This is a genomic window from Amycolatopsis sp. NPDC004378, from assembly GCF_053602455.1.
On sequence record NZ_JBSGDR010000004.1, the window covers coordinates 441,225 to 467,562 of the forward strand.

At 73.1% G+C, this 26,338-nt stretch carries 27 protein-coding genes; 12 read left to right on the plus strand and 15 right to left on the minus strand.

The window, feature by feature from the left end; all coding sequences use genetic code 11:
• Positions 1 to 40 precede the first annotated feature (40 nt).
• The 4 genes from ACWEN0_RS17075 to hisD are packed head-to-tail and all read right to left on the minus strand — an operon-like array spanning position 41 to position 3,211.
• Entirely contained in the window at positions 41 to 199 is a 159-nt protein-coding gene (locus ACWEN0_RS17075) for a hypothetical protein (protein ID WP_451974091.1), read from the minus strand.
• Positions 196 to 795 (minus strand): imidazoleglycerol-phosphate dehydratase HisB, encoded by a 600-nt coding sequence (hisB, locus tag ACWEN0_RS17080; protein WP_451974093.1) that lies wholly within the window; start codon positions 793 to 795, stop codon positions 196 to 198. Before hisB ends, ACWEN0_RS17075 begins: the two co-directional genes overlap by 4 nt.
• Positions 792 to 1,889, minus strand: a complete 1,098-nt coding sequence (locus ACWEN0_RS17085) for a histidinol-phosphate transaminase (RefSeq protein WP_451974095.1) — start codon at positions 1,887 to 1,889, stop codon at positions 792 to 794. Before ACWEN0_RS17085 ends, hisB begins: the two co-directional genes overlap by 4 nt.
• Complete coding sequence (hisD, locus tag ACWEN0_RS17090; RefSeq protein ID WP_451974097.1) at positions 1,886 to 3,211, minus strand: histidinol dehydrogenase; 1,326 nt, start codon at positions 3,209 to 3,211, stop codon at positions 1,886 to 1,888. Before hisD ends, ACWEN0_RS17085 begins: the two co-directional genes overlap by 4 nt.
• Before the next feature lie 93 nt (positions 3,212 to 3,304).
• Here hisD and ACWEN0_RS17095 point away from each other — a divergent pair, with 93 nt between their 5' ends.
• Complete coding sequence (locus ACWEN0_RS17095) at positions 3,305 to 4,111, plus strand: carbon-nitrogen hydrolase family protein (protein WP_451974099.1); 807 nt, start codon at positions 3,305 to 3,307, stop codon at positions 4,109 to 4,111.
• Here ACWEN0_RS17095 and ACWEN0_RS17100 read toward each other — a convergent pair.
• Genes ACWEN0_RS17100 through eccB form a run of 3 tightly spaced genes read right to left on the minus strand, consistent with a single transcriptional unit; the run spans position 4,108 to position 6,886 of the window.
• Entirely contained in the window at positions 4,108 to 4,764 is a 657-nt protein-coding gene (locus ACWEN0_RS17100; RefSeq protein WP_451974101.1) for a response regulator, read from the minus strand. The genes ACWEN0_RS17095 and ACWEN0_RS17100 overlap by 4 nt on opposite strands.
• Positions 4,761 to 5,453 carry a response regulator gene (locus ACWEN0_RS17105; RefSeq protein ID WP_451974103.1) on the minus strand — a complete coding sequence of 231 codons (693 nt, stop codon included), beginning with the start codon at positions 5,451 to 5,453 and terminating at the stop codon, positions 4,761 to 4,763. Before ACWEN0_RS17105 ends, ACWEN0_RS17100 begins: the two co-directional genes overlap by 4 nt.
• An 11-nt stretch (positions 5,454 to 5,464) precedes the next feature.
• Positions 5,465 to 6,886, minus strand: a complete 1,422-nt coding sequence (gene eccB, locus ACWEN0_RS17110) for a type VII secretion protein EccB (protein ID WP_451974105.1) — start codon at positions 6,884 to 6,886, stop codon at positions 5,465 to 5,467.
• A 142-nt stretch (positions 6,887 to 7,028) separates the two neighbouring features.
• Between eccB and ACWEN0_RS17115 the strand changes: the two genes are divergently transcribed.
• On the plus strand, positions 7,029 to 8,084 hold the full coding sequence (locus tag ACWEN0_RS17115; protein WP_451974107.1) for a type VII secretion protein EccE: 1,056 nt from the start codon (positions 7,029 to 7,031) through the stop codon (positions 8,082 to 8,084).
• Here ACWEN0_RS17115 and ACWEN0_RS17120 read toward each other — a convergent pair.
• The 7 genes from ACWEN0_RS17120 to ACWEN0_RS17150 are packed head-to-tail and all read right to left on the minus strand — an operon-like array spanning position 8,081 to position 14,575.
• A complete protein-coding gene (locus tag ACWEN0_RS17120) occupies positions 8,081 to 9,145 on the minus strand; it encodes a serine hydrolase domain-containing protein (protein WP_451974109.1) in 1,065 nt (354 codons plus the stop codon). The genes ACWEN0_RS17115 and ACWEN0_RS17120 overlap by 4 nt on opposite strands.
• A gap of 44 nt (positions 9,146 to 9,189) precedes the next feature.
• Positions 9,190 to 10,560 (minus strand): type VII secretion integral membrane protein EccD, encoded by a 1,371-nt coding sequence (gene eccD / locus ACWEN0_RS17125; RefSeq protein WP_451974111.1) that lies wholly within the window; start codon positions 10,558 to 10,560, stop codon positions 9,190 to 9,192.
• Positions 10,560 to 10,880, minus strand: a complete 321-nt coding sequence (locus ACWEN0_RS17130) for a YbaB/EbfC family nucleoid-associated protein (protein ID WP_451974113.1) — start codon at positions 10,878 to 10,880, stop codon at positions 10,560 to 10,562. Before ACWEN0_RS17130 ends, eccD begins: the two co-directional genes overlap by 1 nt.
• A complete protein-coding gene (locus ACWEN0_RS17135) occupies positions 10,877 to 11,347 on the minus strand; it encodes a hypothetical protein (RefSeq protein ID WP_451974115.1) in 471 nt (156 codons plus the stop codon). Before ACWEN0_RS17135 ends, ACWEN0_RS17130 begins: the two co-directional genes overlap by 4 nt.
• Positions 11,347 to 12,708 carry a WXG100 family type VII secretion target gene (locus ACWEN0_RS17140; protein ID WP_451974117.1) on the minus strand — a complete coding sequence of 454 codons (1,362 nt, stop codon included), beginning with the start codon at positions 12,706 to 12,708 and terminating at the stop codon, positions 11,347 to 11,349. The genes ACWEN0_RS17135 and ACWEN0_RS17140 overlap by 1 nt, the downstream gene beginning before the upstream one ends.
• Positions 12,709 to 12,711: 3 nt before the next feature.
• Positions 12,712 to 13,770 carry a WXG100 family type VII secretion target gene (locus ACWEN0_RS17145; protein ID WP_451974119.1) on the minus strand — a complete coding sequence of 353 codons (1,059 nt, stop codon included), beginning with the start codon at positions 13,768 to 13,770 and terminating at the stop codon, positions 12,712 to 12,714.
• A gap of 31 nt (positions 13,771 to 13,801) precedes the next feature.
• A complete protein-coding gene (locus ACWEN0_RS17150; RefSeq protein WP_451974121.1) occupies positions 13,802 to 14,575 on the minus strand; it encodes a WXG100 family type VII secretion target in 774 nt (257 codons plus the stop codon).
• Positions 14,576 to 14,718: 143 nt separating this feature from the next.
• Here ACWEN0_RS17150 and eccCa point away from each other — a divergent pair, with 143 nt between their 5' ends.
• The 4 genes from eccCa (at position 14,719) to ACWEN0_RS17170 (ending at position 20,438) form a co-directional block, all read left to right on the plus strand.
• On the plus strand, positions 14,719 to 18,645 hold the full coding sequence (eccCa, locus tag ACWEN0_RS17155; RefSeq protein WP_451974123.1) for a type VII secretion protein EccCa: 3,927 nt from the start codon (positions 14,719 to 14,721) through the stop codon (positions 18,643 to 18,645).
• Between the two features lie 113 nt (positions 18,646 to 18,758).
• Positions 18,759 to 19,463, plus strand: coding sequence for a S1 family peptidase (locus ACWEN0_RS17160; protein WP_451974125.1), 705 nt, complete (start codon positions 18,759 to 18,761; stop codon positions 19,461 to 19,463).
• Between the two features lie 55 nt (positions 19,464 to 19,518).
• Positions 19,519 to 19,962, plus strand: coding sequence for a YdeI/OmpD-associated family protein (locus ACWEN0_RS17165; RefSeq protein WP_451974127.1), 444 nt, complete (start codon positions 19,519 to 19,521; stop codon positions 19,960 to 19,962).
• Positions 19,962 to 20,438, plus strand: coding sequence for a nucleotidyltransferase domain-containing protein (locus ACWEN0_RS17170; RefSeq protein ID WP_451974129.1), 477 nt, complete (start codon positions 19,962 to 19,964; stop codon positions 20,436 to 20,438). Before ACWEN0_RS17165 ends, ACWEN0_RS17170 begins: the two co-directional genes overlap by 1 nt.
• Here the strand turns inward: ACWEN0_RS17170 and ACWEN0_RS17175 are convergent.
• On the minus strand, positions 20,435 to 21,898 hold the full coding sequence (locus ACWEN0_RS17175) for an AMP-binding protein (RefSeq protein WP_451974131.1): 1,464 nt from the start codon (positions 21,896 to 21,898) through the stop codon (positions 20,435 to 20,437). The two genes, ACWEN0_RS17170 and ACWEN0_RS17175, sit on opposite strands and share 4 nt — an antisense overlap.
• 258 nt (positions 21,899 to 22,156) lie before the next feature.
• Between ACWEN0_RS17175 and ACWEN0_RS17180 the strand changes: the two genes are divergently transcribed.
• The 6 genes from ACWEN0_RS17180 (at position 22,157) to ACWEN0_RS17205 (ending at position 26,330) form a co-directional block, all read left to right on the plus strand.
• Positions 22,157 to 22,501 (plus strand): WXG100 family type VII secretion target, encoded by a 345-nt coding sequence (locus ACWEN0_RS17180; RefSeq protein WP_155541946.1) that lies wholly within the window; start codon positions 22,157 to 22,159, stop codon positions 22,499 to 22,501.
• A gap of 17 nt (positions 22,502 to 22,518) precedes the next feature.
• The gene (locus ACWEN0_RS17185; protein WP_372668884.1) at positions 22,519 to 22,821 is read left to right on the plus strand and encodes a hypothetical protein; all 303 of its coding nucleotides are present in this window, start codon (positions 22,519 to 22,521) and stop codon (positions 22,819 to 22,821) included.
• A gap of 102 nt (positions 22,822 to 22,923) precedes the next feature.
• Positions 22,924 to 23,310, plus strand: a complete 387-nt coding sequence (locus ACWEN0_RS17190) for a hypothetical protein (protein WP_451974133.1) — start codon at positions 22,924 to 22,926, stop codon at positions 23,308 to 23,310.
• Complete coding sequence (locus ACWEN0_RS17195) at positions 23,307 to 24,599, plus strand: WXG100 family type VII secretion target (protein ID WP_451974135.1); 1,293 nt, start codon at positions 23,307 to 23,309, stop codon at positions 24,597 to 24,599. Before ACWEN0_RS17190 ends, ACWEN0_RS17195 begins: the two co-directional genes overlap by 4 nt.
• Before the next feature lie 25 nt (positions 24,600 to 24,624).
• Positions 24,625 to 25,965 (plus strand): alpha/beta hydrolase, encoded by a 1,341-nt coding sequence (locus ACWEN0_RS17200; RefSeq protein ID WP_451974137.1) that lies wholly within the window; start codon positions 24,625 to 24,627, stop codon positions 25,963 to 25,965.
• Positions 25,962 to 26,330 (plus strand): hypothetical protein, encoded by a 369-nt coding sequence (locus tag ACWEN0_RS17205; RefSeq protein ID WP_451974139.1) that lies wholly within the window; start codon positions 25,962 to 25,964, stop codon positions 26,328 to 26,330. The genes ACWEN0_RS17200 and ACWEN0_RS17205 overlap by 4 nt, the downstream gene beginning before the upstream one ends.
• The last annotated feature ends 8 nt before the right edge of the window (positions 26,331 to 26,338 follow it).

Consider the following 26,338-nt stretch of genomic DNA (forward strand, 5'->3'; position numbering starts at 1 on the left):
CCCGGAGAATGCCCCCTCACCCGAGGGGGCATTCTTCACGTCAGCTGGAGAACCAGAAGATCGCGCCGCCGATGGCCAGCAGGGCCGCGACGGCGAGCACCCCCGCCATGAACTTGGCCGTCTTCCACGTCGAATAGACGCCGCCCAGCAGGAAGCCGCCCAGGGCGAGCAGGAGGACGCCGATGACTCCGTTGCTCACAGAACGCCCTTCGTGGAAGGGATTCCGCCCGCGCGCGGGTCCGGCTCGGTCGCCGCCCGGAGGGCCCGGGCCACGGCCTTGTACTGCGCCTCCGCGATGTGGTGCGGGTCGCGGCCGTGGATCACGCGCACGTGCAGCGCGATCTGCGCGTGGAACGACAGCGAGTCGAAGACGTGCCGCGTGAGCACGAACGGGTAGTTGTTGCCGATCGTGAAGGTGGTGAACTGCTCGGGCTCGCCCACGTGCACGCAGTACGGCCGGCCCGAGACGTCGATCGCCGCGTGGGCCAGGGTTTCGTCCATCGGGATCCACGCGTCGCCGAAGCGGCGGATGCCGCTCTTGTCGCCCAGGGCCTGGCGGACCGCCTGGCCGAGCACGATCGCCGTGTCCTCGACCGTGTGGTGGGCGTCGATGTGGACGTCGCCGGTCGCCTCGACCTTGAGGTCCAGGGAACCGTGCACGCCGAACGCCGTCAGCATGTGGTCGTAGAACGGCACGCCGGTCGAGATCTCGACCTCGCCGGTGCCGTCGAGGTCCAGCTGGACGAAGATCGAGGACTCCTTGGTGGTCCGTTCGACCTTGCCGATGCGGGTCATCGGGAAACTTCCTTACTCGCCTCGAGGAAGGCGTCGTTCTCTTCCGGGGTGCCGATGCTGACGCGCAGGTGCCCTTCGATGCCGGGCTCGCGGATCAGCACCCCCTTGTCCAAGTAGGACTGCCAGGCGGCGTGCGGGTCGCTGAACCGTCCGAAGAGGACGAAGTTCGAGTCGCTCGGCACCGGGTCGTACCCCAGGCCCGCCAGCGCCTCCACGACGCGGTCGCGTTCCGCGGCCAGCTTGTGCACACTGTCCAAAGTGGCGTCGGCGTGCCGCAGTGCCGCCCGCGCGGCCGCCTGTGTGAGCCGCGAAAGGTGGTACGGCAGCCGCACCAGCTGCAGCGCGTCGACGACGGCGGGCGCCGCCGCGAGGTAGCCGAGCCGGCCGCCCGCGAAGGCGAACGCCTTGCTCATCGTGCGCGACACGATCAGCCGCGCCGGGTAGTCCTCGAGCAGGTGCACCGCGCTCGGCTGCGACGAAAACTCCGCGTACGCCTCGTCGACGACCACGATCCCGGTGGCCGCGTCCAGGACGGCCCGCAGCTCGGACAGCGGGATCGAGCCGCCGGTCGGGTTGTTCGGGCTCGTGACGAACACGATGTCCGGCCGCTTTTCCGCGATGACCGCGGCCGCCGCGGCCGTGTCCAGCGTGAAGTCGTCGCGGCGCGGCGCCGGGACCCACTCGGTGCGGGTGCCGGACGCGATGATCGGGTGCATCGAGTACGACGGCTCGAAGCCGAGCGCGCTGCGCCCGGGCCCGCCGAAGGCCTGCAGGATCTGCTGCAGCACCTCGTTGGACCCGTTGGCGGCCCAGACGTTCGCCTCGGTGAGCACCACCCGCGTCGACACGCTCAGGTAGTCGGCCAGGTCGTGGCGCAGCTCGAGGGCGTCGCGGTCCGGGTAGCGGTGCAGCTCGGCGGCTTCCGCGCGGACGGCCTCCGCGACGTCCGCGACCAGCTCGGGCGGCGGCGGGTACGGGTTTTCGTTGGTGTTGAGCCGGACCGGGACGGCCAGCTGCGGCGCGCCGTACGGCGTCTTGCCGCGCAGGTCCTCGCGCAGCGGCAACTGGTCCAGGGTGACTTCTTCGCCGATCATCGGACCGAACCCCCGAAGCGCGCGGTGACGGCCTCGCCGTGCGCGGGCAGGTCCTCGGCGTCGGCCAGCGCGACGACGCGGCCGGCGACCTCGCGCAGCGCGTCCTCGGAGTAGTCCACGACGTGGATGCCCTTGAGGAAGCTCTGCACGGACAGGCCCGAGGAGTGGCGGGCGAACCCGCCGGTGGGCAGGACGTGGTTGGACCCGGCGCAGTAGTCGCCGAGCGACACCGGGGCGTACGCGCCGACGAAGATCGCGCCGGCGTTGCGGACCCGGGCGGCGACGGACCGCGCGTCCGCCGTCTGGATTTCGAGGTGCTCGGCGGCGTAGGCGTCGACCACGCGCAGGCCGTCGTCCACTGTGGACACCAGGATGACGCCGGACTGCTTGCCGCCCAGGGCCTGGCCGACCCGCTCGGTGTGCTTCGTCGCGGCGACCCGGTTCACCAGCTCCTCGTCGACGGCGTCGGCCAGCTCGACCGACGTCGTCACCAGCACGCTCGCGGCCAGCGGGTCGTGTTCGGCCTGGCTGATCAGGTCGGCGGCGACGTGCACCGGGTCGGCCGTCTCGTCGGCGAGGATGGCGATCTCGGTGGGCCCGGCTTCGGCGTCGATCCCGATCAGGCCGCGCAGGAGCCGCTTGGCCGCGGTCAGGTAGATGTTGCCCGGCCCGGTGACGACGTCGACCGGGGCGAGCTCGGTGCCGTCGGTGTCCGTGCCGCCGTAGGCCAGCAGCGCGACGGCCTGCGCGCCGCCGACCGCCCACACCTCGTCGACGCCGAGCAGTTCGGCCGCGGCGAGGATGGTCGGGTGCGGCAGCCCGGCGAACCCGGCCTGCGGCGGCGAGCAGACGACCAGGGAGCCGACGCCGGCGATCTGCGCCGGGACCACGTTCATCACCACGGTCGAGGGGTACACGGCCAGCCCGCCCGGCGCGTACAGCCCGACGCGCTCGACCGGCACCCACTTCTCGGTGACCGTGCCGCCGTCGACGACCGTGGTCGTGACGTCGGTGCGGCGCTGCTCGGCGTGCACCTTGCGGGCGCGGGTGATCGACTCCTCCAGTGCGGCGCGCACCTGCGGGTCGAGCTGCGCGAGCGCCTGCGTCAGCCGCTCCCGCGGCACCCGCACGGACACCGGGCGGACCTTGTCGAACTGCTCGGTGTACTCGAGGACGGCTTCGACACCGCGGTCACGGACCGCCTCGACCACCGGGCGCACGTGATGCAGCGCCGCGTCCACGTCGTATTCGGCGCGGGGCAGCGTGGCGCGCAGTTCGGCGGCGGTCGGGACCTGCCCGCGCAGGTCGGTGCGGTTCAACATGCCCCCAGGGTACGAGGTCACGCTCGAGCGCCCGTCGGCGATACTCCTTGGTGCGGCGGAACGACGGCCGATCCCAGCATGCAGGAGGCAGCGGTGACGCGAATCGCGTTGTGCCAGGTCAACTCGGGTGACGAACCGGAGGCGAACCTGAAGCTGGTGCGCGCCGGGGTGGAAGCCGCGGCGGCCGGCGGTGCGCGGATCGTCGTCTTCCCCGAAGCGGCCATGGCGCGGTTCGGGCGGCCGCTGGCGCCGGTCGCCGAGCCGCTCGACGGGCCGTGGGCCTCGGCGGTGGCCACGCTTGCCGCCGAGCACGACGTCGTGGTCGTCGCCGGGATGTTCACCCCGGCGGACGGCGGCCGGGTGCACAACACGCTGCTCGTCACCGGCGGCGGGCACCACCGCGGCTACGACAAGATCCACCTCTACGACGCGTTCGGCTTCGCGGAGTCGGACACGGTCGCGCCCGGCGCCGCGGTGACCACGTTCGAGCTGGACGGCGTCGTCTACGGCGTCGCGACCTGCTACGACGTCCGGTTCCCGGAGCTGTTCCGCGCGCTGGCCGACGACGGCGCCGACGTCGTGCTGCTGCCGGCGTCGTGGGGCGCGGGCGAGGGCAAGCGCGAGCAGTGGGAGGTCCTGGTGCGGGCGCGGGCCCTGGACTCGGGCTGCTGGGTCCTGGCCTGCGGCCAGGCCGACCCGGCGGCGACCGGGATTTCGGTCAACCCGAAGGCGCCGACCGGGATCGGGTATTCGCTGGCCGCGGACGGCTTCGGCCGGGTGCACGCGGCCGCGGGCGCGGGCCCGGAGACGCTCCTGGTGGACGTCGACCCGGCGGTACCGGCCAAGGCCCGCACGGCGACGGGTGCCCTGGCCAACCGCCGCCTCCAGCGGCACAGCTAGCGGAGCAGGCCTTCGCGGATCGCGACGCGGACGAAGCCCGCGCGGCGGCGCTCGCCCGTCTTGTCGCGGATGCGGTCCAGGTACGAGCGGACCGTCCGGACGCTGATGTTGAGGATCTCCGCCACGTCGACGTCGCGCTCCCCCGCCGCCACCAGGCGGAGGACCTGCTTCTCGCGCTCCGACAGCACGATCTTCGGCCCCGCGTGGCGCTCTTCGCTGTCCTGGATGATCATCCCGGCCAGGGTCGGCGACACGTACGCGTTGTCGTCGGCGATCGTGCGGATCGCGCGCAGGAGCTCGTCGCCGTCGACGTCCTTGGACAGGAACCCCTTCGCGCCCGCCTGCATCGCCCCCAGGACCTCCGGCTGTTCCGCGTGCGCGGACACCACCAGCACCTTGTGCCCCATGTGCCCCACTTCCAGGACCGCGGCCGCGTCCTGGACCCCGCGGAGCTTGAGGTCGAGGACCACGACGCTGCCCGCCGGCTGGTCCTGGACCGCGAACCGGGCCACCGAGTCGGCGACCGCGCCGAGCTCGATGTCCGGGGCTTCGGTGAGCACGCGGGTGAGCGCGTACCGGTAGAGCGGGTGGTCCTCGATGACCCCGACGGTGATCCGGCGCGGCGCCGGGGCGTCGGCCGCGGGTTCGCTCATTTGCGGCCGCGCTTGGGACCCGCGCCGCCGATCAGGCCGCGCCGGATGGCTTCCTTGACCAGGCCGGGGCGCCGCCGTTCGCCCGTCTTGTCGCGGATGCGGTCGAGGTAGCCCCGCACGGTCCGGACACCGATGCCGAGGATCAGCGCGATGTCGACGTCGCGCTCCCCCGCCGCCACCAGCCGCAGCACCTGCTCCTCGCGCGGCGACAGCTCGACGTCCGCCGAGACCGCCGGCCGGTCCGCGTTGTCCTTCATGATCATCCCGGCCACCACCGCCGAGACGTACGCGCCGCCGTCGGCGACGGTCTTGATCGCGATCAGCAGCTCGTCCGCGTCGACGTCCTTCGAGAGGAAGCCCCGCGCCCCGGCCGCGATCGCGCCCAGCACGACCTCGGGTTCCGCCTGCGCGGAGACCACGAGCACGTGGTGCCCGAGCTCGCAGACCTCCAGCACCGCCGCCGCCCCCGCGACGCCCGGCAGCCCCAGGTCGAGCAGGACCACGCTGCCCGGCGGCTGCCGGTGGACGTGGAACCGCGCCACCGAATCGACCACCGCGCCGAGCTCCACGAAGTCCGCTTCGGCCAGCACGCGCTGGACCGAGACGCGGTACAGCGGGTGGTCTTCGATGACCGCCACCCGGACGCGACCCGGTTCTCGTTCGTCTTCGGTCGAGCGCTCTTGTGTCATGTGCACGACTTTCACCCCGTTCCACCCGACGGGGCCGGCCGCCCGGCCGAAGCCGGGTCCAGCGCGGGGCCCGTCGGCACCAATGCCAGCAAACTACCTGCGACCGGTGACTTCGCCACGCTTCCGTAGCCGAGCGACGCGAGTGCCTGCGCGTTGACCACCGGGTACTTCCGGCCTGTGTCGGTCACCAGGTAGGTGGTGGCCGAACCGGATTCGACGACGACGGCGCCTCCCGACGGAGGCACGTACACCTCGTCCGCCACCCTTGCTTCGGTCCTCGTGGTGACCTGGATTGCCTTGGCCCCAGGGGAAAGCGGGAATTCGGCCGAAACGAGCAGCCGGCTGCCCTGGATGCACAACGCGACCGAGCCGCCGGTGATCGGCGCCTTGCCCGGGATGCGGTCGGGGAAGGCGGCCGGGTCGGCGCCGCCCGCGCGGGGCGCGGCGACCTTCGCCACGGCGGCGACGTCGGCCGCGCGGACCTCGACCGGCGCCGGCGTCCCGGAATACGCGACCGCGTTGGCTTCCGTCGTCACCAGCAGGCTCGCTTCGGTCTGGCCGACCGGTTCGAGGCCGTCGCGGCGGACGAGGTAGTACGACGTCGCGGCGCCGGGCGCGGCCATCGCGTCCACGACGGCGAGGACTTCGCCGACGCGGGTGGCGCGCCCGCCCACCGCGGGCCCGCGGTCGCCCGCGCCGTCGACCGGCAACGCCGTGAGGTCGCGCCCGGCCGGGACGGTGTCGATCCACCGCGCGGACACCGCGATCGTCGGGTAGCTGTCGAACTGCAGCGCGGTCGCGGCCGCGTCGGAGAGCTTGTAGCGCCGCCCGCCGGTGAGCAGGAAGCGCTCGCCCGCGGGCAGCCGGACGATGACGCCCTGGTCGCGCGGCAGCTCGACGCCGGACGCCGGGGCGGCGAGCAGGACGGCGGTGCGGGGCTCGGCCGACGCGGGCGCGTCCTGGGTGGACCGGCTGCAGCTCGTCCACGGCGTGGTGACCAGCGCACTCGGCGCGGGCACCGAGTCGGGCGCGCCCGGGATGCCGATCTGGGCACCGCGCCCGGCGCTGCCGAGCTTCTCCGAGGAGACGGACACCGTCGCGTCGCCGTTGCCGCCGGCCAGCAGCCGCGCGGAGGCGTAGTTGAGCACGGGGTGCAGGACGCCGTCCGCGCCGAGCACGAACCGCGCGCCGGTGCCCTCTTCGACGATCACCTTGCCACCGGCCAGCCAGTCCTTGCCGCCGGAGGGGTTCAGCAGGCCGATGATGCCGAAGACGGCCGTGACGAGCAGGGCGGCCACGAGCCCCAGCACGGTGCCGAGCACGAGCCGGCGGCTGGGCGAGACGGGGTGGTTGGCGTCGGCCGCGACGAGTGCGGAAACGAGCCTGCGCCGGAGGAACTGGTACGCCTGGATCTGGTCCCGCTGCGTCCACACGCTGCTTAGCCCCCGGCTGTGTGCGTCGTCCTCCCGAGTGCCCGATGCTAAGCCGCGGGTGCGGGGGCGGCGAGGGTAATTTTTACGCCCACGCGGTATCCGGCCAGGCAGTAGCGTCGCAGACCCGGGGAAAGGGGAGCCCGTGTCCGTCGAAACCGCCGGCGCCGTCCGCCGGGCACCGTCCCGGCGCTCGCACGCGCCGCTGCCCTGGCTGCTGCCGATCCGGCCGCTGCAGGCCGCGGTGTGGGAGGTCGCCGCGATCGCCGTGCTGCTCGCGTGGCTGGTCGGCACCGTCACGCAGCCCGTGCGCATCGGCGTCACCGCCGCCGCCGGGGTGCTCGTGCTGCTGACGTCCGTGCGGTTCGCCGGGCGGCACCTCGCCGGGTGGGCACTGACCTGGACGGCCTACCGGCTGCGCCGCCACGACACCCGCCGCGACAGCCCGGACCCCCTGCACCACCTGGCCGGGCCGGTGAAGGTGCGCCAGCACGTCGACCGCGCGGGCAACCGCTTCGGCGTCGCCGAGGTCGACGGCGGGTGGAGCGCGATCGTCCGGCTGACCGCCGGCCCGGGCGCGCCGGGACCGGCCGCGCTGGTCGAGATCCTGCGCGAGGCCTACCGGCGCACCGACATCCCGCTGGCTTCGGCGCAGCTGCTGACGTGGGCGATCCCGCGCGGCGAGCAGGTGCTGCGGGTGCGGTGGCTGACCGTGCGCTACCGCCCGGACCTCGCCCCGATCGCGGCGCTGGCCCGCGGCGGCGGCGACCTCGGCGCGCTGCGCAGCACGGCGTCGGCGGCGTTGAGCCTGATGGGTTCGCTCGCCGAGGCGGGCTACCAGAGCACCGTGCTGGAGGCCGGGGAACTCGCGAAGGAGCTGCGGGTCGCGCTGGGCGTCCAGGGTGCTCCGGACGGCGCTCCCGACCGCTGGCGGTCCTGGCACTGGGGCGACGCGCCGCAGATGTGCTTCGCCCCGCGTTCGGCGCGGGCGCTGGACTTCGCGGTGCCGGGCGCGGCGTTCACGGCGACGTCGTACACGCTGACCCGGACGCCGGGCGGGCGCGAGAAGGACGAGGTGACGATCCGGGTCGGCGCTCGCCCCGGCGCTCCCGTTCCCCCGCCGGGGATCCCGGTGGTCCCGTTGCACGGACGCCACGGCGACGCCGTCCGCCGGACCCTCCCCCTCGCCCTCGACGCCTAAGCCGTGACCCCGTCGTAGGCGGCCATCACGACTTCCAGGCCGCGCGCGTACCCGTCGGCCCAGAGCACCTGGTTCATCACGTACGCGACCGCCAGCCGGTGCTCGACGTCGACGAACACGACCGAGCCACCCCAGCCGCCCCACGAGAACGTCCGGCCCTCCAGCCGGTAGCCCGGTCCCCAGCGCATCGGCATGCCGAGCACGCGGTCGACGCCGTCGGACTGCACCTCGAAGACGCGCTCGCAGCCGGCCTCCGACAGGAGCCGGACGCCACCCGCGGTTCCCCCGCAGGCCAAGGCCGACTGCACGGCGGCGACCGAGCGAGCGTGGCCGAACCCGTTGATGGCGGGCAGTTCCGCGCGCCGCCAGGCTTCGGTGTGCGAGTCCGCCACCCCGATCAGGAAGCCCGGCGGCCGGTCGCCTTCGGGCGCGGGGATCAGTTGCGCGACTCGGTGGTCGTGCTCGGCGGCCAGCCCGATGTGGAAGTCGGCGCCGGCCGGCCCGGCGATCTCCTCGGCGAAGAACGTGCCGAGGCTGCGCCCGGTGACGCGGCGCACGACTTCCCCGACGAGGAACCCGAAGGTGATCGAGTGGTAGCCGCCCGCGGTGCCCGGCTCCCAGCTCGGGGCCTGCGCGGCCAGCCGGGCCGTCACGGCGGGCCAGTCGAAGAGGTCTTCGACGGCGATCGGGCCGGCGAAGTCCGGCAGGCCCGCGGTGTGCCCGAGCAGGTGCCGGACCAGCACGCCGTCCTTGCCCGCGGCCGCGAACTCGGGCCAGTAGCGGGAAACCGGCGCGTCGAGGTCCAGGTCGCCGCGGTCGGCGAGGACCAGCGCGCACAGCGCGGTCATCGTCTTGGTCGTCGACCAGACGTTGGTGATCGTGTCGCGGTCCCAAGGCACGGTGCGGGCCGCGTCGCGGTGGCCGCCCCAGAGGTCCACCACGGGTTCGCCGTCCTGGAAGACGGCCACGCTCGCGCCCACGTCGACGGCGTCCAGCGACGCCGCCAGCACGTCCGCCACCTTGCCGAACCGGTCGTCGCACGTACCGGAAAGGTTTGCCACGGCGAAGAGTGAACCCCCTCCGCCGCGGCCGGGCCAACTCATTTTCAGCCGCGGACGGCTTCGTACACCCCCGCGACCATGCCCACGAACGGCACCAGCGACAGCAGCACCAGGAACTCCGAGACGTCCAGAAGCCTTGACCAGTAAGGAGAACGCAGCCCGCGCGCGACCCGCGTCGCGTACACCAGGCAGACCACCGCCGCCAGCACGACCGCGCAGCCCGCCGCGAAGACCACCGTGCGGCCGCCCGAGGCGACGAGCCACACCCCGGCGGTCACCAGGCCCGCGACGCCGAAGCCGACGAGCACCAGGCGTTGCGCTTTCCCCGCGTACGAACGGGATCGCAGGATCCACGCGACGCCGAGCAGCCCGGCGAGCCCGGCTTCCCACGGCCCGCCGGTGGCGAGCACGACGGACGCGGCGAGCACCACCAGGCCCAGGCCCACCAGCAGGCCCGTCAGCACCGCCTGCGCGCGCGACGTCCGCCCGATCATCTCGGTGCCGAGCGACGGCTGTTCGTCCGCGCGGAAGGCTTCCATGTCGTCCGGCACGCGCGGGAGCGGCAGCCGGGTCAGCCGCATCGCGAGCATCGGCGCCACCGCCGCCAGCGCCGTGCCCAGCACCGCGACGACCGCCGCCGCCGCGACCGGGCGGACCCCGCCGAGCAGCACCACGCCCGTCGTCACCGCGCCGAAGCCGGCCGCGCCGGTGATGGCCACGAACCACGGCAGGCGGTCGGCCACCGAGACCGCCGCCAGCACGCCGTACACCGTCACCGCGGCGAACCCCGCGGCCAGCGGCCCCGCCGACAGCGAGAACAGCGGGTGCGGGGGCAGCACGGACATCCCGGCCAGCAGCGCGACGCCGACCCCGGCGACCGCCCCGGCCGCGCCGGCTTCGGCGTCCCCGTAGGCCCGGCTCAGCGCGCCGCCGCCGAGCAGCAGCACGAGGGCCAGGAGACCGGTCCCGATCGGCGCCAGCACGCTGCCGGACGCCGCCGCCTGCACCAGCAGCCCGCCGGCCAGCAGCAGCACGACCGCGGCCACCAGGCCGGAGCGCCGGGCGACCGACGGGCCCCACCCGCCGGTCGTGTCGGCGACGCTGGCGATCGAGTCGACGACGTCGTCGAACAGCAGCGGACCCCGCGGGCGCTCCCGCGGGGTCAGGTGCAGCACTTCGCCGTCGCGGATCTGGGCGGCCGCGACGCTCAGGCCCAGGGCCAGTGGCGCGCCGCCGAGCCGGGCGAGCACCCAGCCGGGGTGTTCGGCCGACGCCTGCCCGGACGCCCCGGCCAGCCGGACCAGCTGCGGCACCAGCTCGGCGAACGTCGACTGCTGCGGCAGGGCGACGTCGACGCGGGCCCTCGGCGTGACCACCGTGACCCGCCGCGTCGTCCCCGTCAGAGACGCGGTCATCAGACGTTCTTCGCGGCCGCGATCACCGGCGCGAACTTGGCGTTCGACGCCTCGGCGAGTTTCGCCAGCCCGGCGTTCACCGCTTCGAGGACGATCTCCGACAGGTTGCGGGCGTCGTACTCGCGGATCGCGCGGGGGTCGATGTCGACCGAGGTGAACCGGCCGTCGCCGCGGAGGGTGACGGTGACCTCGTTCTGGCGCGAGTGCGCCTTGACCTCCATCGCCTCGACCGTGCGCTGGATCCGCTGGACCTCTTCGGTCTGCTTGCGCACCTGGGCGAGCAGTTCGTCCATGTCCGGCACCGCGTACGGATCGGTCACTGTGCATTCCCTTCGTGCTGGCGGACGCGGACGCTGCCCACGAACCGCTGGAAACCGGGTGAGAGCCGCCGCGCGGTCGCGGGCGCGGCCGTGCAGGCGAGCTCGAGCACCAGCCGCTCCGCCGGCGTCGCGCCGGGGATCGTCAGGTGCACCTGGGTCTGGATCAGCTCTTCGCCTTCGCCGGTGCGCAGGCGGAGCAGCTGCATGACGCCGGGGGCGGCCGGCTCGCCGACGTCGCGGCGGCTCAGGACGTCGAGCCCCGCCGAGGTCAGCGAAAGCCGCTCGACGGCTTCGCCGGCGATGGCGTCGATCGACGCCTCGTCCGGCCGCTGCCGGACGCTCAGGGTGATGTTCGGGACGAACTCGCCCGGCGCGGCGTCGTGCACCGCGACGAACACCGCGCCCGAGTCACCCGGGTCGACCGCGGTCCACCCGTCCGGGATGACGAAGTCCAGGGGAAGCGTCATCACAGCCCCACGGCCGAAACGGCGTCGTCCCAAGCGGATCCGACGGCGTTCGCCGCGTCGGAGGCCGCGTGGCCGACGTAGTCGACGGCGGCGCCGCCGTACTCGCCGATGGTGTGGCCGAGCTTCGGCAGGTCGATGTCGATCTTGGCGCCGATCCCGGCGCCCAGGCCGAGTGCCGCGCCCGCCTTGAAGTTGACCTTGAGGTGCCCGGCGTCGTAGACGGCCTGGGCGTCGAGCTGCGCGCCGATGCCGTACTGCAGGGTCCCGTTCGCGCCGACGCCGATGCCCGCGACGTCCGCGGCCACCTCGCCTTCGACCTTGCCGCCCGCGAAGACGTTCGCGTGCGCGCCGGCGCCGTGGGCCCCGATCGTGCCGGACGCGCTCGCTTCGCCGCCGGCGAACACCGTGCCCTTGGCGTGCGCCGAAGAGACACCCCAGTCGCCCTTGGCCTCCAGCTCTTCCTTGACCGCGGCCAGCTCGGTGTGCCCGGACGCGCCGACGTCCCAGCCCTTCGAGGTGATCTTGCCGTCGTACTCCGGGGTGAGCCCGTCCTGGTCGTGCTTGAACTTGTAGTACGTGATCTCGGTGTTGTTGCCCAGCTTGTCCTTGAGGCCCTCGGGTTTCGGCTGCCCGAACGGCGTGTCCGCCTTCTTCGGCGCGCGGGTGCCTTCGAGGCCGTCCCAGGTGAGCTTCTTCCAGCCCGAGTTCTTGAACCACGACGGCGCGTCGCGCGGCCGCTTGCGCCCGTCGAGCGGGCTGCCGTTGAGCCAGCCCAGCGGGCCGCCGGTCTTCTTGCCCAGCTTGTACTCCAGGCGCTGGGTGCCCTCGGGCGGGAAGAGCTCGGCGAGGGCGTCGGAGAACTCGTCGACGACCTGGCGGGCGGCCTGCACGCTCTGCTCGCCGAGCTGCCGCGCGGCCTGGATGAACGCGCCGACCGAGCCGGAGTTCACCGCGCGCGCCTGGGCGGTCAGCTGCTGGGCGTACTGGTCGAACTGCGCGAGGACGGAGTCGACCGCGGCTTTGGCCGACTGCACGAGCCGAGCCGCCGTCGAGAGCCGTTTCGCCTGGTCGTCGAGCTTGGTGGCGGCGTCGGTGAGTTCTTCGCCGAGCTTCTGGGCCGCGGTGGCGAACGCCGTGTAGGCGTCGCCGTCCCAGTCCGCGTGCAGGGTCTGGGCGGAGTCCTCGATCTCCTTCGCCTTACCCGAGACCGTCGAGGCCTGGGTGGCGACGCGCTGCGAAGCCGCGCTCAGGGCACCGGGGTCACCGGTGACCCGTCTTTGGCATTCGACCAGGACCTGCCGGTACCCGGACAGCACGGAGCTGACCACGCCCGACGCGTCGACGACCCCCGAGCCCCCCACCGGCTAGTTCCCGGCCGCGTCGTAGCCGACGTGCTGGCTGAAGTGCTTGCCGTTGTAGTCGAGCGCGATGTCCAGGTCGAAGTCCTGCCCACCTGGAGCCTCCACAGTGGACTCCCCGGTGGTGAGGTTCGTGTGGATGGTGACCTCGTTCGCGCCGCCCGCCGCGGGTACCGGAGCCGGCTGGGCGGGAACCGGACCGGTGGCCGGCGACGTCGAAGCGTGGTCGACCGGGATCCAGCTGTTCGAGGGGTCCAGCGGGGTCCCGTTCGCGGTCACCGGCACGGTCGCGCCGTTCGCGCCCGTGCCGGTGGCGGAACCGCCGCCGGCGGCGAGCGCGGGCGGGGTGTAGTCGGTGAACGAAGGCTGCTGCGGGATCCCCCCGCCGCTCCCGCCCGCCACCGCCTGCTGCCCGGCCGGACTCGCCACCGGCGACGGGGTCTGGGGCGCCGTGACCGGGGTGGCCCCGATCGACGGCGTCGTCGCGCCCCCGCTCGGCGAACCGTGGTGGAACAGCTTCTCGATCTCGCCGATGACCTGCGCGAGCGTGGTGACCTGCTGGGCGAGGTCCCCCGCGCCGAGGGCCTTGAGCAGCGCGCCGATCGAGGTGATGAACGCCCGCAGCGACGCGCTCGTCGCGGTCGACAAAGCGACCGCCGCGCCGTAGGTCCACGGGTTCGACATCAGCGAGGCGACCGTCGGGTTCACCGCGGCCACCACCGAGCGGTAGGCCTGCTGCGCGGTCTTGATCAGCGTGCCGGAGACGCCGAGCAGCTCGGCGCCCTTCTGGACGACGGTGATGATCGTGGTGAGCTGCTGGAGGGAGTCGGAGATCTTCTTCAGCGCCGACTCGCTCGCCGCGCCCGACCAGATCTTCCCCAGCTGGTCGGCGGCCTTGGACAGCTCGTTGTACATGCTCAGGAACTGCTCGGCCTTCTTGATCAGGTCGAGCACGTGCTGCGCGATCTGCTCCGGCTGGCCGGTGACGATCTGCGGCAGGATGGTGATCGGCCCGCCCGAAGACGCGGTCGCGTCCATCGCGCTGGAGTTCGGGAAAGTCAGCATCGGACCTCGCAGGTTCTCAAGGAGCGGACGATCAGACGACGGAAGCGGGCCGGTACACGCTGACCTTCGCCAGCCCGCTGATGCGGGCGTCGAGGAGCCCGTGGTTGTAGAGGCGGCCGCCGTCGCCGGCGACGCCGATGACCGGCTGGCGGTCGGAGAACAGCAACGGCTCGACCACCACGACGTCCCCGCTGTGCACGCCGCCGGGGACGTCGGAGAACGTGCGGGCGGTGCCCGCGTAGACCTCGATCAGCCCGACCCGCGCCTGGTTGTCGGCGTCGCCCGCCAGCCAGTCGTTGAAGTCGGCGACGCCCTGGAAGCGGGCGTCGGTGATCGGGTGGTCGCCCAGCCGGCCCAGCCGCGCGTCCCCGAGGTAGCGCAGCACGTTCCCGACCGAGGACGGCTCCCCGTGGGCGCCCGCGCTGTCGTTGACCGCCAGGGTGGCGAGCTCGGCGGCGTTCGAGCTCCCCCAGATCGACGACACGGGTGCCGAGGACCCGTCGTGCCCCCCGCCGTAGCCGGCGGCGGCGTCCTGGTCCGCCGCCTGGTAGGCGTCGGCACTGGCCTTGACGAGCCCGTTGACCTGCTGGAGCAGCTGCAGCAGCGTGCGGACGGCGGTGATCTGGCCGGAGTGCAGGGCGGCGTTCGCGGCGGCGACCGCGGTGCCGAACGTCGCGAACGACATCGGCTGCACGACCAGGCGTTCGAGGTCGGCCACGGCGTTGATGCCGTGGGCGATGATCCCTCCGACATTGCCCACGGCGGAGCGCATCGCCTCGGGCTCAGCCCGGTACTCGCCGGCCATGGCTCTCCTTCCGCGGGTGGCTGCTCGGCAGAGCGTAGGTTCGGCCCCGGAAGCGGGCGGACGGCAAAAGTACCCACCGCGGCGGGTCGGCGAGTGGCCAAAATACCGGTCAGAGCCACCCCGATCCGCTGGAGCATTGCCTCATGAGCCTCACGCCCGAGCGCCCGACCGAGATCGTGCTGCAGTCGCCGCCGATGCTCCCGAAGAGCTCGTCCGGCGGGATGGTGCAGCTGATGATGTTCCTGCCGATGATGCTCGGCATGGGCGCGATGTCGTTCGTCTACATCGGACGCGACGGCGGCGTGATGACCTACGTCTTCGGTGCCCTGTTCCTCTGCGCCATGGGCGGCATGGTCGTGATGTCGCTGGGGCGCGGCGGCATGGCGAAGAAGGCGCAGATCAACGACGAGCGCCGCGACTACCAGCGGTACCTCTCCGGCCTGCGCGCCCAGGTCCGCGACATCGCCGACGGCCAGCGCGCGGCGATGGTCGCGCTCCAGCCCGACCCGGCCGACCTCTGGGCCTACGTCGAGACCGGACAGCTGTGGGACCGGCGGCGCGGCGACGCGCAGTTCGCGCAGGTCCGCGCGGGCACCGGGCCGCAGCGGCTGGCGACGCCGCTGAAGGCGCCCCAGACCGTGCCGCTGGAGGACCTGGACCCGGTGTCCTCCACCAGCCTCAAGCACTTCATCCGCACCTACTCGACGGTCGACGGCCTGCCGGTGGCGCTGTCGCTGCGGTCGTTCGCCGCGGTCACCGTGGCCGGGCGGCGGCCGGACGTGCTCGGCCTGGTCCGGGCGCTGCTGTGCCAGCTCGTCACCTTCCACTCCCCCGGCGACCTGCGGATCGCGCTGTGCGTCCCGGGCGAGCGTCAGCACGACTGGGAGTGGGCGAAGTGGCTGCCGCACGCGACGGCGGCCGGCGCGACCGACGCCGTCGGCTCCCGGCGCCTGGCGGCCGACTCGGTGGCCGGGCTGGCCGAGCTGCTCGGCCCCGACCTCGGCGAACGCCCCGCGTTCAGCCGGCGCGCGGCCGCCGAGCTGGACCTGCCGCACCTGGTCGTGGTCGTCGACGGCGGCACCGCCCACGGCGAACCCCGGCTGGTCGGCGAGGACGGCCGCCTCGGCGTCACGGTGATCGAGATCGGGCAGGAGCACCCGCGGACGTACTCGACCGAGCGGCTGCTGAGCCTGCACACCGCGCCCGGCTCCCTCGGCATGGTCGTCGGCGACGCCACCGAGCAGCGGCTCGGCTTCCTCGGCCGCCCGGACACCCTCGACCGCGGCGCGGCCGAGGCGCTCGCCCGGATGCTGACGCCGTTGCACACCGCGGCCGCCGTCGTCGGCGAGAAGCCGATGTCGGCGACGTTCGGCCTGTCCGGGCTGCTCGGCATCGGCGACCCGCGCGACACCGACACGGCGGTCACGTGGGCGCCGCGCGCCGCGCGCGACCGGCTGCGGATCCCGCTGGGCGTCAACCCCGAGGGCCGGCCGGTGGAGCTGGACCTCAAGGAGTCGGCCGAGGGCGGGATGGGCCCGCACGGCCTGGTCATCGGCGCGACCGGGTCCGGCAAGAGCGAGCTGCTGCGGACGCTCGTCACGGCGCTGGCCGTCATGCACTCGTCGGAGACGCTCAACCTGGCGCTGATCGACTTCAAGGGCGGCGCGACGTTCGCCGGGATGACCGGGCTGCCGCACACCTGCGCGGTCATCACGAACCTGTCCGACGACCTCGCGCTCGTCGACCGCATGGCCGACGCGCTCAACGGCGAACTGCTGCGGCGTCAGGAACTGCTGCACGCGGCCGGGAACTACGCGTCGGTCCGCGACTACGAGAAGGCCCGCGCGGACGGCGCGCCCCTCGACCCGCTGCCGTCGCTGCTGGTGATCATCGACGAGTTCTCCGAGCTGCTGTCCGCGCGGCCGGAGTTCATCGACCTGTTCGTCGCGATCGGCCGGCTCGGCCGGTCCCTGGGCATCCACCTGCTGCTGGCGTCGCAGCGGCTCGAGGAGGGCCGGCTGCGCGGGCTGGACTCCCACCTGTCCTACCGGATCGGCCTGCGGACGTTCTCGGCGTCGGAAAGCCGGACCGTGCTGGGCGTCGCCGACGCGTACCACCTGCCGCCGGTGCCGGGGTCGGCGTACCTGAAGTCCGACACCGAGACGCTGATCCGGCTCAAGGCCGCGTACGTCTCCGGGGAGCTGCCGCCGCGCAGCACGGTCGTGCGCGAGGACGGGCAGGAGCTCGGTGTGCTGCCGTTTTCCCTGGCCCCGGTGGAAATCCCGGTCACGACCGAGATCGAAGACGCGCCGAAGACCGACGGCACCGGCGAGACGATCATCCACGCGATGCTGTCGCGCCTGGAGGGCCGCGGCCCGGCCGCGCACCAGATCTGGCTGCCGCCGCTGAACGAGCCACCGACGCTCGACCAGCTCCTGCCGCCGCTGGGCGAGGACGCCGCGCGCGGGCTGTGCCCGCTCGGCTGGGGCGGCAACGGCAAGCTGACGATCCCGGTCGCGCTGGTGGACAAGCCGTTCGAGCAGCGCCGCGACATGCTGTGGGCCGACTTCTCCGGCGCGGGCGGGCACGCGCTGATCGTCGGCGCGCCGCAGAGCGGCAAATCGACGCTCATGAAGGACATCGCGGGCATGCTCGCCCTGACCCACACCCCGGCCGAGGTGCAGCTGTTCGTCCTGGACATGGGTGGCGGCGCGCTGGCCCCGATCGCCGGCCTGCCGCACACGTCCGGCTACGCGACCCGGCGTGACGCGCAGCGCTGCCGCCGGGTCGTCGCCGAGCTGACGACGTTGCTGGAGCAGCGCGAGGAGTTCTTCTCCGCCCACGGGATCGAGTCGATCACGACGTTCCGCCGGCGCCGCGCGGAGTTCACCGAAAGCACCGACGGCCGCGAGTTCGGCGACGTCTTCCTGTTCGTGGACAACTGGACCACGATCCGCCAGGAGTACGAGCAGCTGGAGGAGCAGATCACCGGGCTGGCCGCGCGCGGGCTCGGGTTCGGCATCCACGTGATCGTCTCGCTGAACCAGTGGATCGGCGTCCGCGCCCAGCTGCGCGACGCGATCGGCACGCGGTTCGAGCTGCGCCTGGGCGACCCGATGGACTCGTCGATCGACCGCAAGGTGGCGGCGAACGTCCCGGCCGACCGCCCCGGCCGCGGCATCACCGCGGAGAAGCTCCACTTCCTGGCGGCGCTGCCCCGCGTGGACGGCGACCAGCGCCCGGAGACGATCGGCTCGGGCGGCGTCGACCTGACCCGGCGGATTTCCGAGGCGTGGCAAGGCCCGCGTGCACCGCAGGTCCGGCTGCTGCCACCGGAGGTACCCCTCGACAGCCTGCCCGCGGCCCCTTCGCGCCAAGTCACGTTGGGCATCGCGGAATCGACGTTGCGCCCGGTGTACCTGGACTTCGCGGCGGACCCGCACTTCGTGGCCTTCGGCGACGTCGAGTCGGGGAAGAGCTCCCTGCTGCGGGCCATCGCCCACGGCATCACTTCCGCGTACACACCCGAGGAAGCGGCGATCATCGTCGCCGACTACCGGCGGGGGTTGCTCGGCGCGGTTTCCGAGCCGCACCTGCTGGGTTACGCCGGCGCCGAGGGCAAGCTGACGGACCTCATCGGCGAGTGCGCGACGGCCATGCGCAACCGCCTGCCCGGTCCTTCCGTCACGCCGGAACAGCTTCGGAACCGGTCCTGGTGGCGGGGCCCGGAGCTGTTCGTCCTCGTCGACGACTACGAACTCGTCGCGACGGTCGGCCGCAACCCGCTCCAGCCGCTGCTGGAGTTCCTGCCCCAGGCCCGCGACATCGGGTTGCACGTGATCATCGTCCGGGGCTCCGGCGGCGCCGGGCGGGCGTTGTTCGAGCCCGTCCTCCAGCGGCTGCGGGAGCTGGGTTCGCCGGGGTTGATCATGTCCGGCACCAAGGACGAGGGGGCCCTTCTCGCGGATGTGAAGCCTTCGCCGCAGCCTCCGGGGCGCGGGACCCTGGTGTCCCGTCGGCACGGGACCGGGCTCGTCCAGGTCGCGTGGACCAAGCCGGTGGAGTCGTAGGTCCGCGGTTACCCGACTTCGGTAGGTTCCGAAAATCCTTCACGGCTCCTAGTTTGAGCTGGTCGTCCCGTTCGGGACGAATATCCGGATCACCTGGGCCGAAGGGCATTTTCATGCGCATGTCGAGGGCTGTTGCCGCGGTGGGTGCCGCCGCCGCGGCGCTGAGCCTGGTCTCCGCGGGGGTCGCGGACGCCCAGCAGGACATCATCGGCGGGAGCACCGTCTCCTCCGCGCCGTGGGGCGCCCAGATCTACTGGAACAACGTCACCACCTACGGCGGCTTCGAGTGCTCGGGGACGATCATCGCCCCGCAGTGGGTGCTCACCGCCCGGCACTGCCTGAACTCGCCGGGCATGCACGTCAAGGTCGGCAGCGTGACGCTCCAGCAGGGCACCACCGCCACCGTCGACCAGCAGAAGGCGTCGCCGAACGGCGACATCGCGCTGCTGCACCTGACGACGGCCGTGAACACCACCTTCATGAAGCTCGGCACCGGCAACCCGCCGGCCGGCGCCACCAACCAGATCTACGGCTGGGGCCGCACCGAGGGCACCAGCCCGCCGTCGAGCACGCTCAAGACCGCCGACGTCCGCGTCACCGGCACCAGCACGGACGCGTTCGGCGGCACCGCCATCGCCAGCCAGGGCGTCACCGGCTCGGCGTGGCACGGCGACTCGGGCGGACCGCAGCTCGCCAACGGCGTCCAGGTCGGCGTCTGCTCCACCGGCAACAACTCCGGTTCGAACCCGCAGGGCACGCAGAACTACGCGAGCATCGCGTCGAGCCGCAGCTGGATCCGCACCACCGCCGGCGTCTGACGCGCCCGTGCCGGCCTCTCCGCCCGGGAGGCCGGCACGCGGCATACTCGGCGCCATGAAGTTCCGCACCCAGGTCCTGCTCGGCGGCAAGACGGCGACCGGCCTCCCGGTCCCCGGCGACGTGCTCGAGGCGCTCGGTGCCGGCAAGAAACCCGCGGTCACCGTGACACTCGGCGGGCACACCTACCGCACCACCGTCGGCAGCCGCGGCGGGCAGTTCCTGGTGCCGCTCAGCGGGGAGAACCGCGAGAAGGCCGGCGTGGCCGCGGGCGACGAGGTCGACGTCGAGATCACGCTCGACACCGCGCCCCGCGAACTGGAGATCCCCGAGGACCTCGCGACGGCCCTGGCCGCCGACCCGGCCGCCGCGGAACGCTTCGCAAAGCTCTCCTACAGCGCGAAACAGCGGTTCGTGCTCCCGATCGGGCAGGCCAAGACCGAGGAGACCCGGCAGCGCCGCGTCGCCAAGGTGATCACCGACCTGCGCGCCGGGAAGTGATGGACGCCGGCACGGTCCTGCGCGTCCTCGAAGCCGTCAGCCCGGCCGAGGTCTGGCTCGCGGGCGGCTGGGGCATCGACGCCCTCCTGGGCCGGCAGACGCGCGAGCACCGCGACCTCGACCTGCTGCACCGCCTCGAGCAGGAACCCGAAGTCCTCGAGGCCCTCGCCGCTCTCGGCTACCGCGAAACCGGCGACCTGCGCCCGGTCCGGTTCGTCCTCTCCGACGGCAGCACGGAACTGGACCTGCACCCGCTCGTCTTCGCCGAGGACGGCTCGGCCCGCCAAGCCGCGCCCGACGGGACTTTCCCCTACCCCGCGGACTGTTTCGTGACCGGCCGGGTCGACGGCGTCGAGGTGCCCTGCGTTTCCGTGGCCCAGCAGGTCTTCTTCCACCAGGGCTACGAGCCGAAACCCCACGACGTCGCGGACATGCGCGCCCTGAAGGAAACCTTCGGCGTCGACACCTGGTTCTAGTCCACAACGGACGCGCGCAGCGCCGCCTTGTCCGGCTTCCCCGACGGCGCCACGGGAACCGACGCCACCAGGCTGAACCGCGCCGGCACCGCCGCCTCCCCCAGCTCCGCCGCCACGGCCTTGCGCACCGCGCCGAGGTCCGGCTCCCGGCCCGGGACCGGCACCACGAAGGCATGCGCGGCTTCGCCGGTTTGCGCGTCCGGGACCGCCACGACGTACGCCTGGTCGACGTCCGGGTGCGCCGCGATCGCCCGCTCGATCGGGCCGGTGTAGTGGATGATCGCGTTCACGATCACGACGTCGCGGGCCCGCCCGGACAGGTGCAGGTAACCGGCGTCATCCAGGAACCCGAGGTCCTGCGTGCGAACCCAGCCCTCGCGCAGCACGTCGGCCGTCGTCGCTTCGTCCCGCCAGTAGCCCGCGAGCGCCGATGGCGTCCGCACCCAGACCTCGCCCTCCGCGCCGGCCGGCACCGGTGCGCCCGAGGCGTCGCGCACCTCGATTTCGACGGTGTCGCAAGCCTTTCCGACCGAGCCGGAGCCCTCGCCGGCGCCGCAGATCGTCAGCATCCCGGTCTCGGTCTGCCCGTACGCGTGGTGCATCGCCGGCCCGATCCGCTCGAGGGCCTCGGCCAGCTTGTGCGGCGGCACCGGTGAACCGGCGACGATCAGGGTCCGCAGGCCGCTCAGGTCGACGTCCTCGGTGCGCAGCACGTCGAGCACCTGGTGCAGCCGCGGGACGGTCATCAGGGCCGCGGTGATCCGCAGCCGCGGCAGCACCCAGGGGAAGTCCGGCAGCTCCTCCGGGACCACCGCGGTCCCGCCGGCGAGCAGGCACACCCCCAGCTGTTCGAGCATCACCGCGCTGGTGAGCGTGCCGAACAGCAGGAACCGGCCGAACCCGGCGCCGAGCCGCTCGTGGGCCGAGCCGGGGACCGGCGCCCGCCACACCCGGCCTTCGGTCAGGGCGCGGTAGCTGTAGGTGACGCCCTTCGGCACGCCGGTGCTGCCGCTGGTGAACACGACCGTCGCGACGTCGTCCGGCCGTCCCCGCGGCACCGGCTCCTCGTAGGTGGCGAGCAGTTCGGGCCCGACCCGCAGGACCGGCGCGCCGGCCACGGTGCCGAGCAGTTCCGGCGATTCGGACGCGGCGTCGACGACCAGGGCGTCGACCTCGCCGACGATGTGGCGCAGCTGCGGCACCGGCAGGCCGGGCCGCACCCCGACGACGCGGCAGCCGAGCACGTGCGCCGCGACGATCGCGGCGAACCCCTCCGCCGTGACGGCGGTGGCGATCCCGACGCCGTCGCCCGCCTTCAGCCCGGCCGCCCGCAGGCCGGCCGTGAACCGGCCGACCAGCTCCCGCAGCTCGCCGCGGGTGGTCAGCCGCGAGCCGTGTTCGAAGGCGGGGACCTCCGGGGCGCGCTCCAGCTCGTCCAGCAGTGCCTGCGGGTGGACCATCTCGACCGCCTTTCGCCCGGGGCGTCCGGGTCTACCGGGCGGATCTCAGAATTTCGGCAGAACCGTGCTGACCAGCGGGTTTCCTCGTCTGCCGCGGCAGACGCGCGGACCGGGCCGGGCCTGTGGGTATAAGTGCCGTCACCGCGACCGGCAGTTGTGCCGTTTGACCACACCAGGCTCTTTTCTAGCGTGACTTTCACACCGCGCGGACCACCCGCGTCAGGCGATATTCCGCTTCAGGAAGGAGGTGGCCCGTCGATGTCCAGTCCGGGATTCCAGGCAGATTCCGCTGCCATGACGCGCGCCGTCCAGGGTTTCGAGGAAACCGCGACGAACGCCAAGTCCACGATGGCCAGCTTGGAGTCCGAGCTGACCGAGGCGCTGCGCAACTACAAGGGTGACCAGGCCGTGGCGTTCTGGGACCTCCAGCGGCGCCTGCAGGAGAAGATGACCGTGGCGGTGAAGGAGCTCGACACCATGTCGCAGCTCGTCCACACCAGCCACCAGAACTACGGCCGCGGCGACGCCGACGTCCACCAGAGCTTCCAGGGGGTCGGCAACACCCTCGAGGGCTCGGGCGTGATCCCCCGCCTCAACCCCTGACCCGAGAGGACGTACCGATGGCCGACGTCGTCGAAATCAACTTCGCCGCGCTGCAGCACAGCTCGGCGTCCCTGGCCGCCAAGGCCAAGGCGCTCACCTCGCAGCTGGAGCAGCTGCACCAGAACCTCCAGCCGATCACCGCGACCTGGTACGCCTCCGGCAGCTCCGCCGGTGACGCGGCCCGCCAGTCGGAGACCCGGCTGCGCCAGGCGACCGCCGACATCGTCGCGATCATCGCGCAGTTCGGCGGCAAGGTGGGCGAGGCCCACGACCTCCAGCAGACGCTGGAAAACCGCAACCAGGGACTGTTCGCGGGCTGAACCGCGCCCAGACGTCGGTCGGCCGGTGCGGGAAACCCCCCGCTCGCACCGGCCGACCGGCTTTCCCTCCCTCCGTGAGCGCGACCCAGAGAGCCGGGACCGATGCCAGACCAGTCGTACTACGTCCACCTGGAATCGCTGAAGGACTTCGTGCGGGAGCTGGAAACCCAGATCCACGCGATGTCCAAACCGAACGACTTCCTGCTGACCCTCGGCCAGGAGCCGCTGCTGTTCGGCGAGTTCGGCGAGGCCGGGTCGCTGGCCGACGCCCACCGCGCCGCCGTCTCGGAGATGCAGGGCCTGCTCGACCAGGTCCGCAGCGCGATCGGGTTCGCGCAGGACGTCACCACCACGGTCGCCGACGGCTACCAGAACGCCGACGAGGCGGTCGCCGGGGACCTCCACACCTCGGGCGCCGTCACCGGCCTGCTCGACCCCGTGCTCGGCCTGCTCGGCCTGGGCGACTCGGACGGGAGCCGCAAGGGATGACGAACACCGCCCACACGAACTTCGCCGCGTACAGCCACCAGCAGCTGTACGCGATGCTGCAGGCCGGCGACCCGAACAGCGCGCGGCACGCCGCCGACAAGTGGAAGTCCGCCGCGCTGCACCTGCACGAGCAGGCCCACAACCTCAACTCGGAGCTCACCGAGTTCAAGGACCAGTGGACCGGCGGCGCGGCCGAGCAGTACCAGCACATGATCGTCGACCTCGCGAACGGCATCTCCAAGGTGGCGCAGACCGCCGAGGCGATGAACGTGATGCTCGACGACGCCGCCGACGCGCTGGTGAAGGCCAAGAAGGAGATGCCGCCGCCGGTCTCGGTGCCGGACGTCTCCCCCGCCGACGTCGCGCTCGCCGTGAACCCGCCGCTGCTGCCGCCGGACGCTTCGCCCGCCGTCGTGCAGGCCGCGGCGCAGCAGCGCCAGCAGGCCATCGCGAACGTCGAGGCGCAGCAGTCCGCGGCCAACGCGGCCGGTTCGGCCCACGGCAAGGCGATCGCGGTGATGACGGAACTGGCCGGCGAGTACACGGTGGCCGAGGACTCGATCCCGGCGTCGCCGAACGCCGTCGAGGTGCCGGCGACCCCGCCGGCCGGCGGCGGCGCGGGCAGCGCGGGTGCTCCCGGGCTCGTCGGCAACGGCGTCGGCGACCCCGGCGTCGTCGTCACCCCGACCGGCGGGCACCCGCTGCCCACCACCGGGACACCGCCGCCCGGGACGACCGTGCCGACGTCGAACCCGCTCTTCGGCGACATGTTCACGGCCGGGCTCGCCGCGGCTTCGGCCGCCGCGTTCGGCCGGTTCGGCTCGATCATGCCGAAGGTGCCGGGCTGGGCGTCGGGCAAGGACCCCAAGGAGAACAAGGACGAGCCGGCCGGCACGAAGCTCGGCGGCGGCGCGGGCGTCGAAGGCGGCGCCGGCGGCGGCATCCCGATCGGCGGGGGCGACGCGCCGTCGATCGGCGGCGGCGTCCCGGGCGGTGCCGGGATCGGCGGCGGCGCGGACGGTCCCGCGGCGCACTCCGGTCTGGCGGGCGACGGCGGCTCGGGCAGCGCGTTCAGCGGGCTCGCCGGCGGCGTCGCCGGGGCCGCGGGCGCGGCGGCCGCCAAGAGCGCGATGCCGATGATGCCCATGATGCCGATGGGCATGGGCGCCGGCGGCGACCTGGGGTCCGGCCGCCGGATCCCGGCGTGGCTGGTGGAGACGGAGAACGTCTGGGGCCAGTCGGCCCCGGTCGCGCCGCCGGTGATCGGCGAAGAGCCGGAAGCGTACTGAACCACTCTACGAACGGAGGCGGGCCGTGACGGCTGCCGGCTATCGCGTCGCCCCGGCCCGCCTCGACACCGTGGCCGGACGGTTCGGGACCCTCGCCGAGGCGCTTTCCGCGGCGCAGAAGGCGGTCGCGGGCGAGCAGGTCCCGGCCGCCGCGTTCGGCCGGGTCAGCGCGTCCGCGGCGGCGGCCAAGACGTTCGAGAAGACGATGACGGAGCTGGGCTCGAAGCTCGGGTCCGGCGTGTCACGGCTCCGGACGCTCCAAAGTGGTCTGACCGAGTCGGCCGCCGGCTACCGCCGCACCGACGTGCGGATCGCCGCGATGTACCGGGCGCTCATGCCCGAAGATCCCTTGCCGGCCGCGGGAAACCCCGCGGGCATCGGCGGTTCGGCCGACACCGGCGCGTGGGCACGGGCCATCGAGCAGAACCGCGCGAAGGTCGCCGACGCGTTGACCGCCGAGCGCTCCCGGCTGGCTTCGCTGACCGACGCCGACGAGATCAAGCGGTCGCAGGCGCGGATCAAGCTGTACGAAGACATCCTCGCGAACAACCGGCAGATCCTGAAGTTCGACCCCGCGGGCAACGGCCGGATCGCCGAGCTCGTCGGGCACATCGAGCCGGGGACGCGCAACGTCGGGCTGTTCGTGCCCGGTGTCAACACGCAGATGTCGAACTTCGACGCCTACGCCGGCCTCGGGCGCAGCCTGGTGGCCGCGGACCCGACCGGGCGCACGGCGATGGTCGTCTGGGCCGACGGCGTGTTCCCGCAGAACCCGGTCGTCCAGGGGCCTTCCGCGAGCTACGCGGAAGCGATGGCGCCGGACCTCAAGAACTTCACCGACGACCTGCGCGGCGAGATCGCGAGCCACGCCGGTTCCGACGTCACGCTCACCGCGATCGGGCACAGCTACGGCGGCGCGACGGTCGGGCTGGCCGAGACGCACGGCCTCGACGTCGACCGCGTCCTGCACGTCGAGTCGGCGGGCATGGGCCACGGCGTCTGGTCGCCGTCGGACCTGCCGGCGAGCCAGGCGGGCGTCCAGCGGTACTCGATGACCGCGCCGCTCGACCCGATCGAGATCGCCCAGGGCAACGCGCGGGGCCTGGAGTGGACCGGCATCGGCCACGGCGCGGACCCGGACACCTTCCCCGGCGTCACGGAGCTGGAAACCGGCCGCGCCGCCGACGGTTCGCAGCTGTGGGGCCTTTCGTCGCACAGCGACGTGCTCAAGCCCGGATCGGAGTCGTGGACGAACATCTACCGGGTCATCACGGCCGGGCCGACCACGGCGAACGGCACGTTCCAGCCGCATGGCATCCTCGAGAACGGCGTCGAGTTCCTCAACGACGGGGGTGTGCTCCGGTGACTTCTCCGGACCTGGATCGCCTGGCCGCCGAGCTGACGGACGTGATCGACAGCGTCGCGGCGGTGTTCGGCCCCGACGCGGACCGGACGGTCGACGGCGAGCTCGACTGCGACCCCACCCGGCCCGGGCAGGTGCTGTGCTGGCAGTACGGCGTGCGCCTGGAGCACCCGGGCGACCCGGAACGCCGCCTGGCCGAGGTGGTCGTCCCGACGCTGGAGCAGCGCGGCTGGCAGGCCCACGACCGCAGCACCCCCCGCGAACTGATCGCCCGCTTCAGCCGCGAGGGCGCCGACTTCACCGTGCACGTCGCCCGAGCCGGCCAGGCGGTGGCGATCATCGGCTCGACCCGCCCCACCCCCGCCTAACCGTGTCG

Excerpts from the sequence above, each read along its gene's own strand:
- hisB (WP_451974093.1), bottom strand. The coding sequence starts at position 795 with ATGACCCGCATCGGCAAGGTCGAACGGACCACCAAGGAGTCCTCGATC.
- ACWEN0_RS17085 (WP_451974095.1), bottom strand. The coding sequence starts at position 1,889 with ATGATCGGCGAAGAAGTCACCCTGGACCAGTTGCCGCTGCGCGAGGAC.
- hisD (WP_451974097.1), bottom strand. The coding sequence starts at position 3,211 with ATGTTGAACCGCACCGACCTGCGCGGGCAGGTCCCGACCGCCGCCGAA.
- ACWEN0_RS17100 (WP_451974101.1), bottom strand. The coding sequence starts at position 4,764 with ATGAGCGAACCCGCGGCCGACGCCCCGGCGCCGCGCCGGATCACCGTC.
- ACWEN0_RS17105 (WP_451974103.1), bottom strand. The coding sequence starts at position 5,453 with ATGACACAAGAGCGCTCGACCGAAGACGAACGAGAACCGGGTCGCGTC.
- eccD (WP_451974111.1), bottom strand. The coding sequence starts at position 10,560 with ATGACCGCGTCTCTGACGGGGACGACGCGGCGGGTCACGGTGGTCACG.
- ACWEN0_RS17135 (WP_451974115.1), bottom strand. The coding sequence starts at position 11,347 with ATGACGCTTCCCCTGGACTTCGTCATCCCGGACGGGTGGACCGCGGTC.
- ACWEN0_RS17145 (WP_451974119.1), bottom strand. The coding sequence starts at position 13,770 with ATGCTGACTTTCCCGAACTCCAGCGCGATGGACGCGACCGCGTCTTCG.
- ACWEN0_RS17150 (WP_451974121.1), bottom strand. The coding sequence starts at position 14,575 with ATGGCCGGCGAGTACCGGGCTGAGCCCGAGGCGATGCGCTCCGCCGTG.
- eccCa (WP_451974123.1), top strand. The coding sequence starts at position 14,719 with ATGAGCCTCACGCCCGAGCGCCCGACCGAGATCGTGCTGCAGTCGCCG.
- ACWEN0_RS17160 (WP_451974125.1), top strand. The coding sequence starts at position 18,759 with ATGCGCATGTCGAGGGCTGTTGCCGCGGTGGGTGCCGCCGCCGCGGCG.
- ACWEN0_RS17165 (WP_451974127.1), top strand. The coding sequence starts at position 19,519 with ATGAAGTTCCGCACCCAGGTCCTGCTCGGCGGCAAGACGGCGACCGGC.
- ACWEN0_RS17170 (WP_451974129.1), top strand. The coding sequence starts at position 19,962 with ATGGACGCCGGCACGGTCCTGCGCGTCCTCGAAGCCGTCAGCCCGGCC.
- ACWEN0_RS17175 (WP_451974131.1), bottom strand. The coding sequence starts at position 21,898 with ATGGTCCACCCGCAGGCACTGCTGGACGAGCTGGAGCGCGCCCCGGAG.
- ACWEN0_RS17180 (WP_155541946.1), top strand. The coding sequence starts at position 22,157 with ATGTCCAGTCCGGGATTCCAGGCAGATTCCGCTGCCATGACGCGCGCC.
- ACWEN0_RS17185 (WP_372668884.1), top strand. The coding sequence starts at position 22,519 with ATGGCCGACGTCGTCGAAATCAACTTCGCCGCGCTGCAGCACAGCTCG.
- ACWEN0_RS17190 (WP_451974133.1), top strand. The coding sequence starts at position 22,924 with ATGCCAGACCAGTCGTACTACGTCCACCTGGAATCGCTGAAGGACTTC.
- ACWEN0_RS17195 (WP_451974135.1), top strand. The coding sequence starts at position 23,307 with ATGACGAACACCGCCCACACGAACTTCGCCGCGTACAGCCACCAGCAG.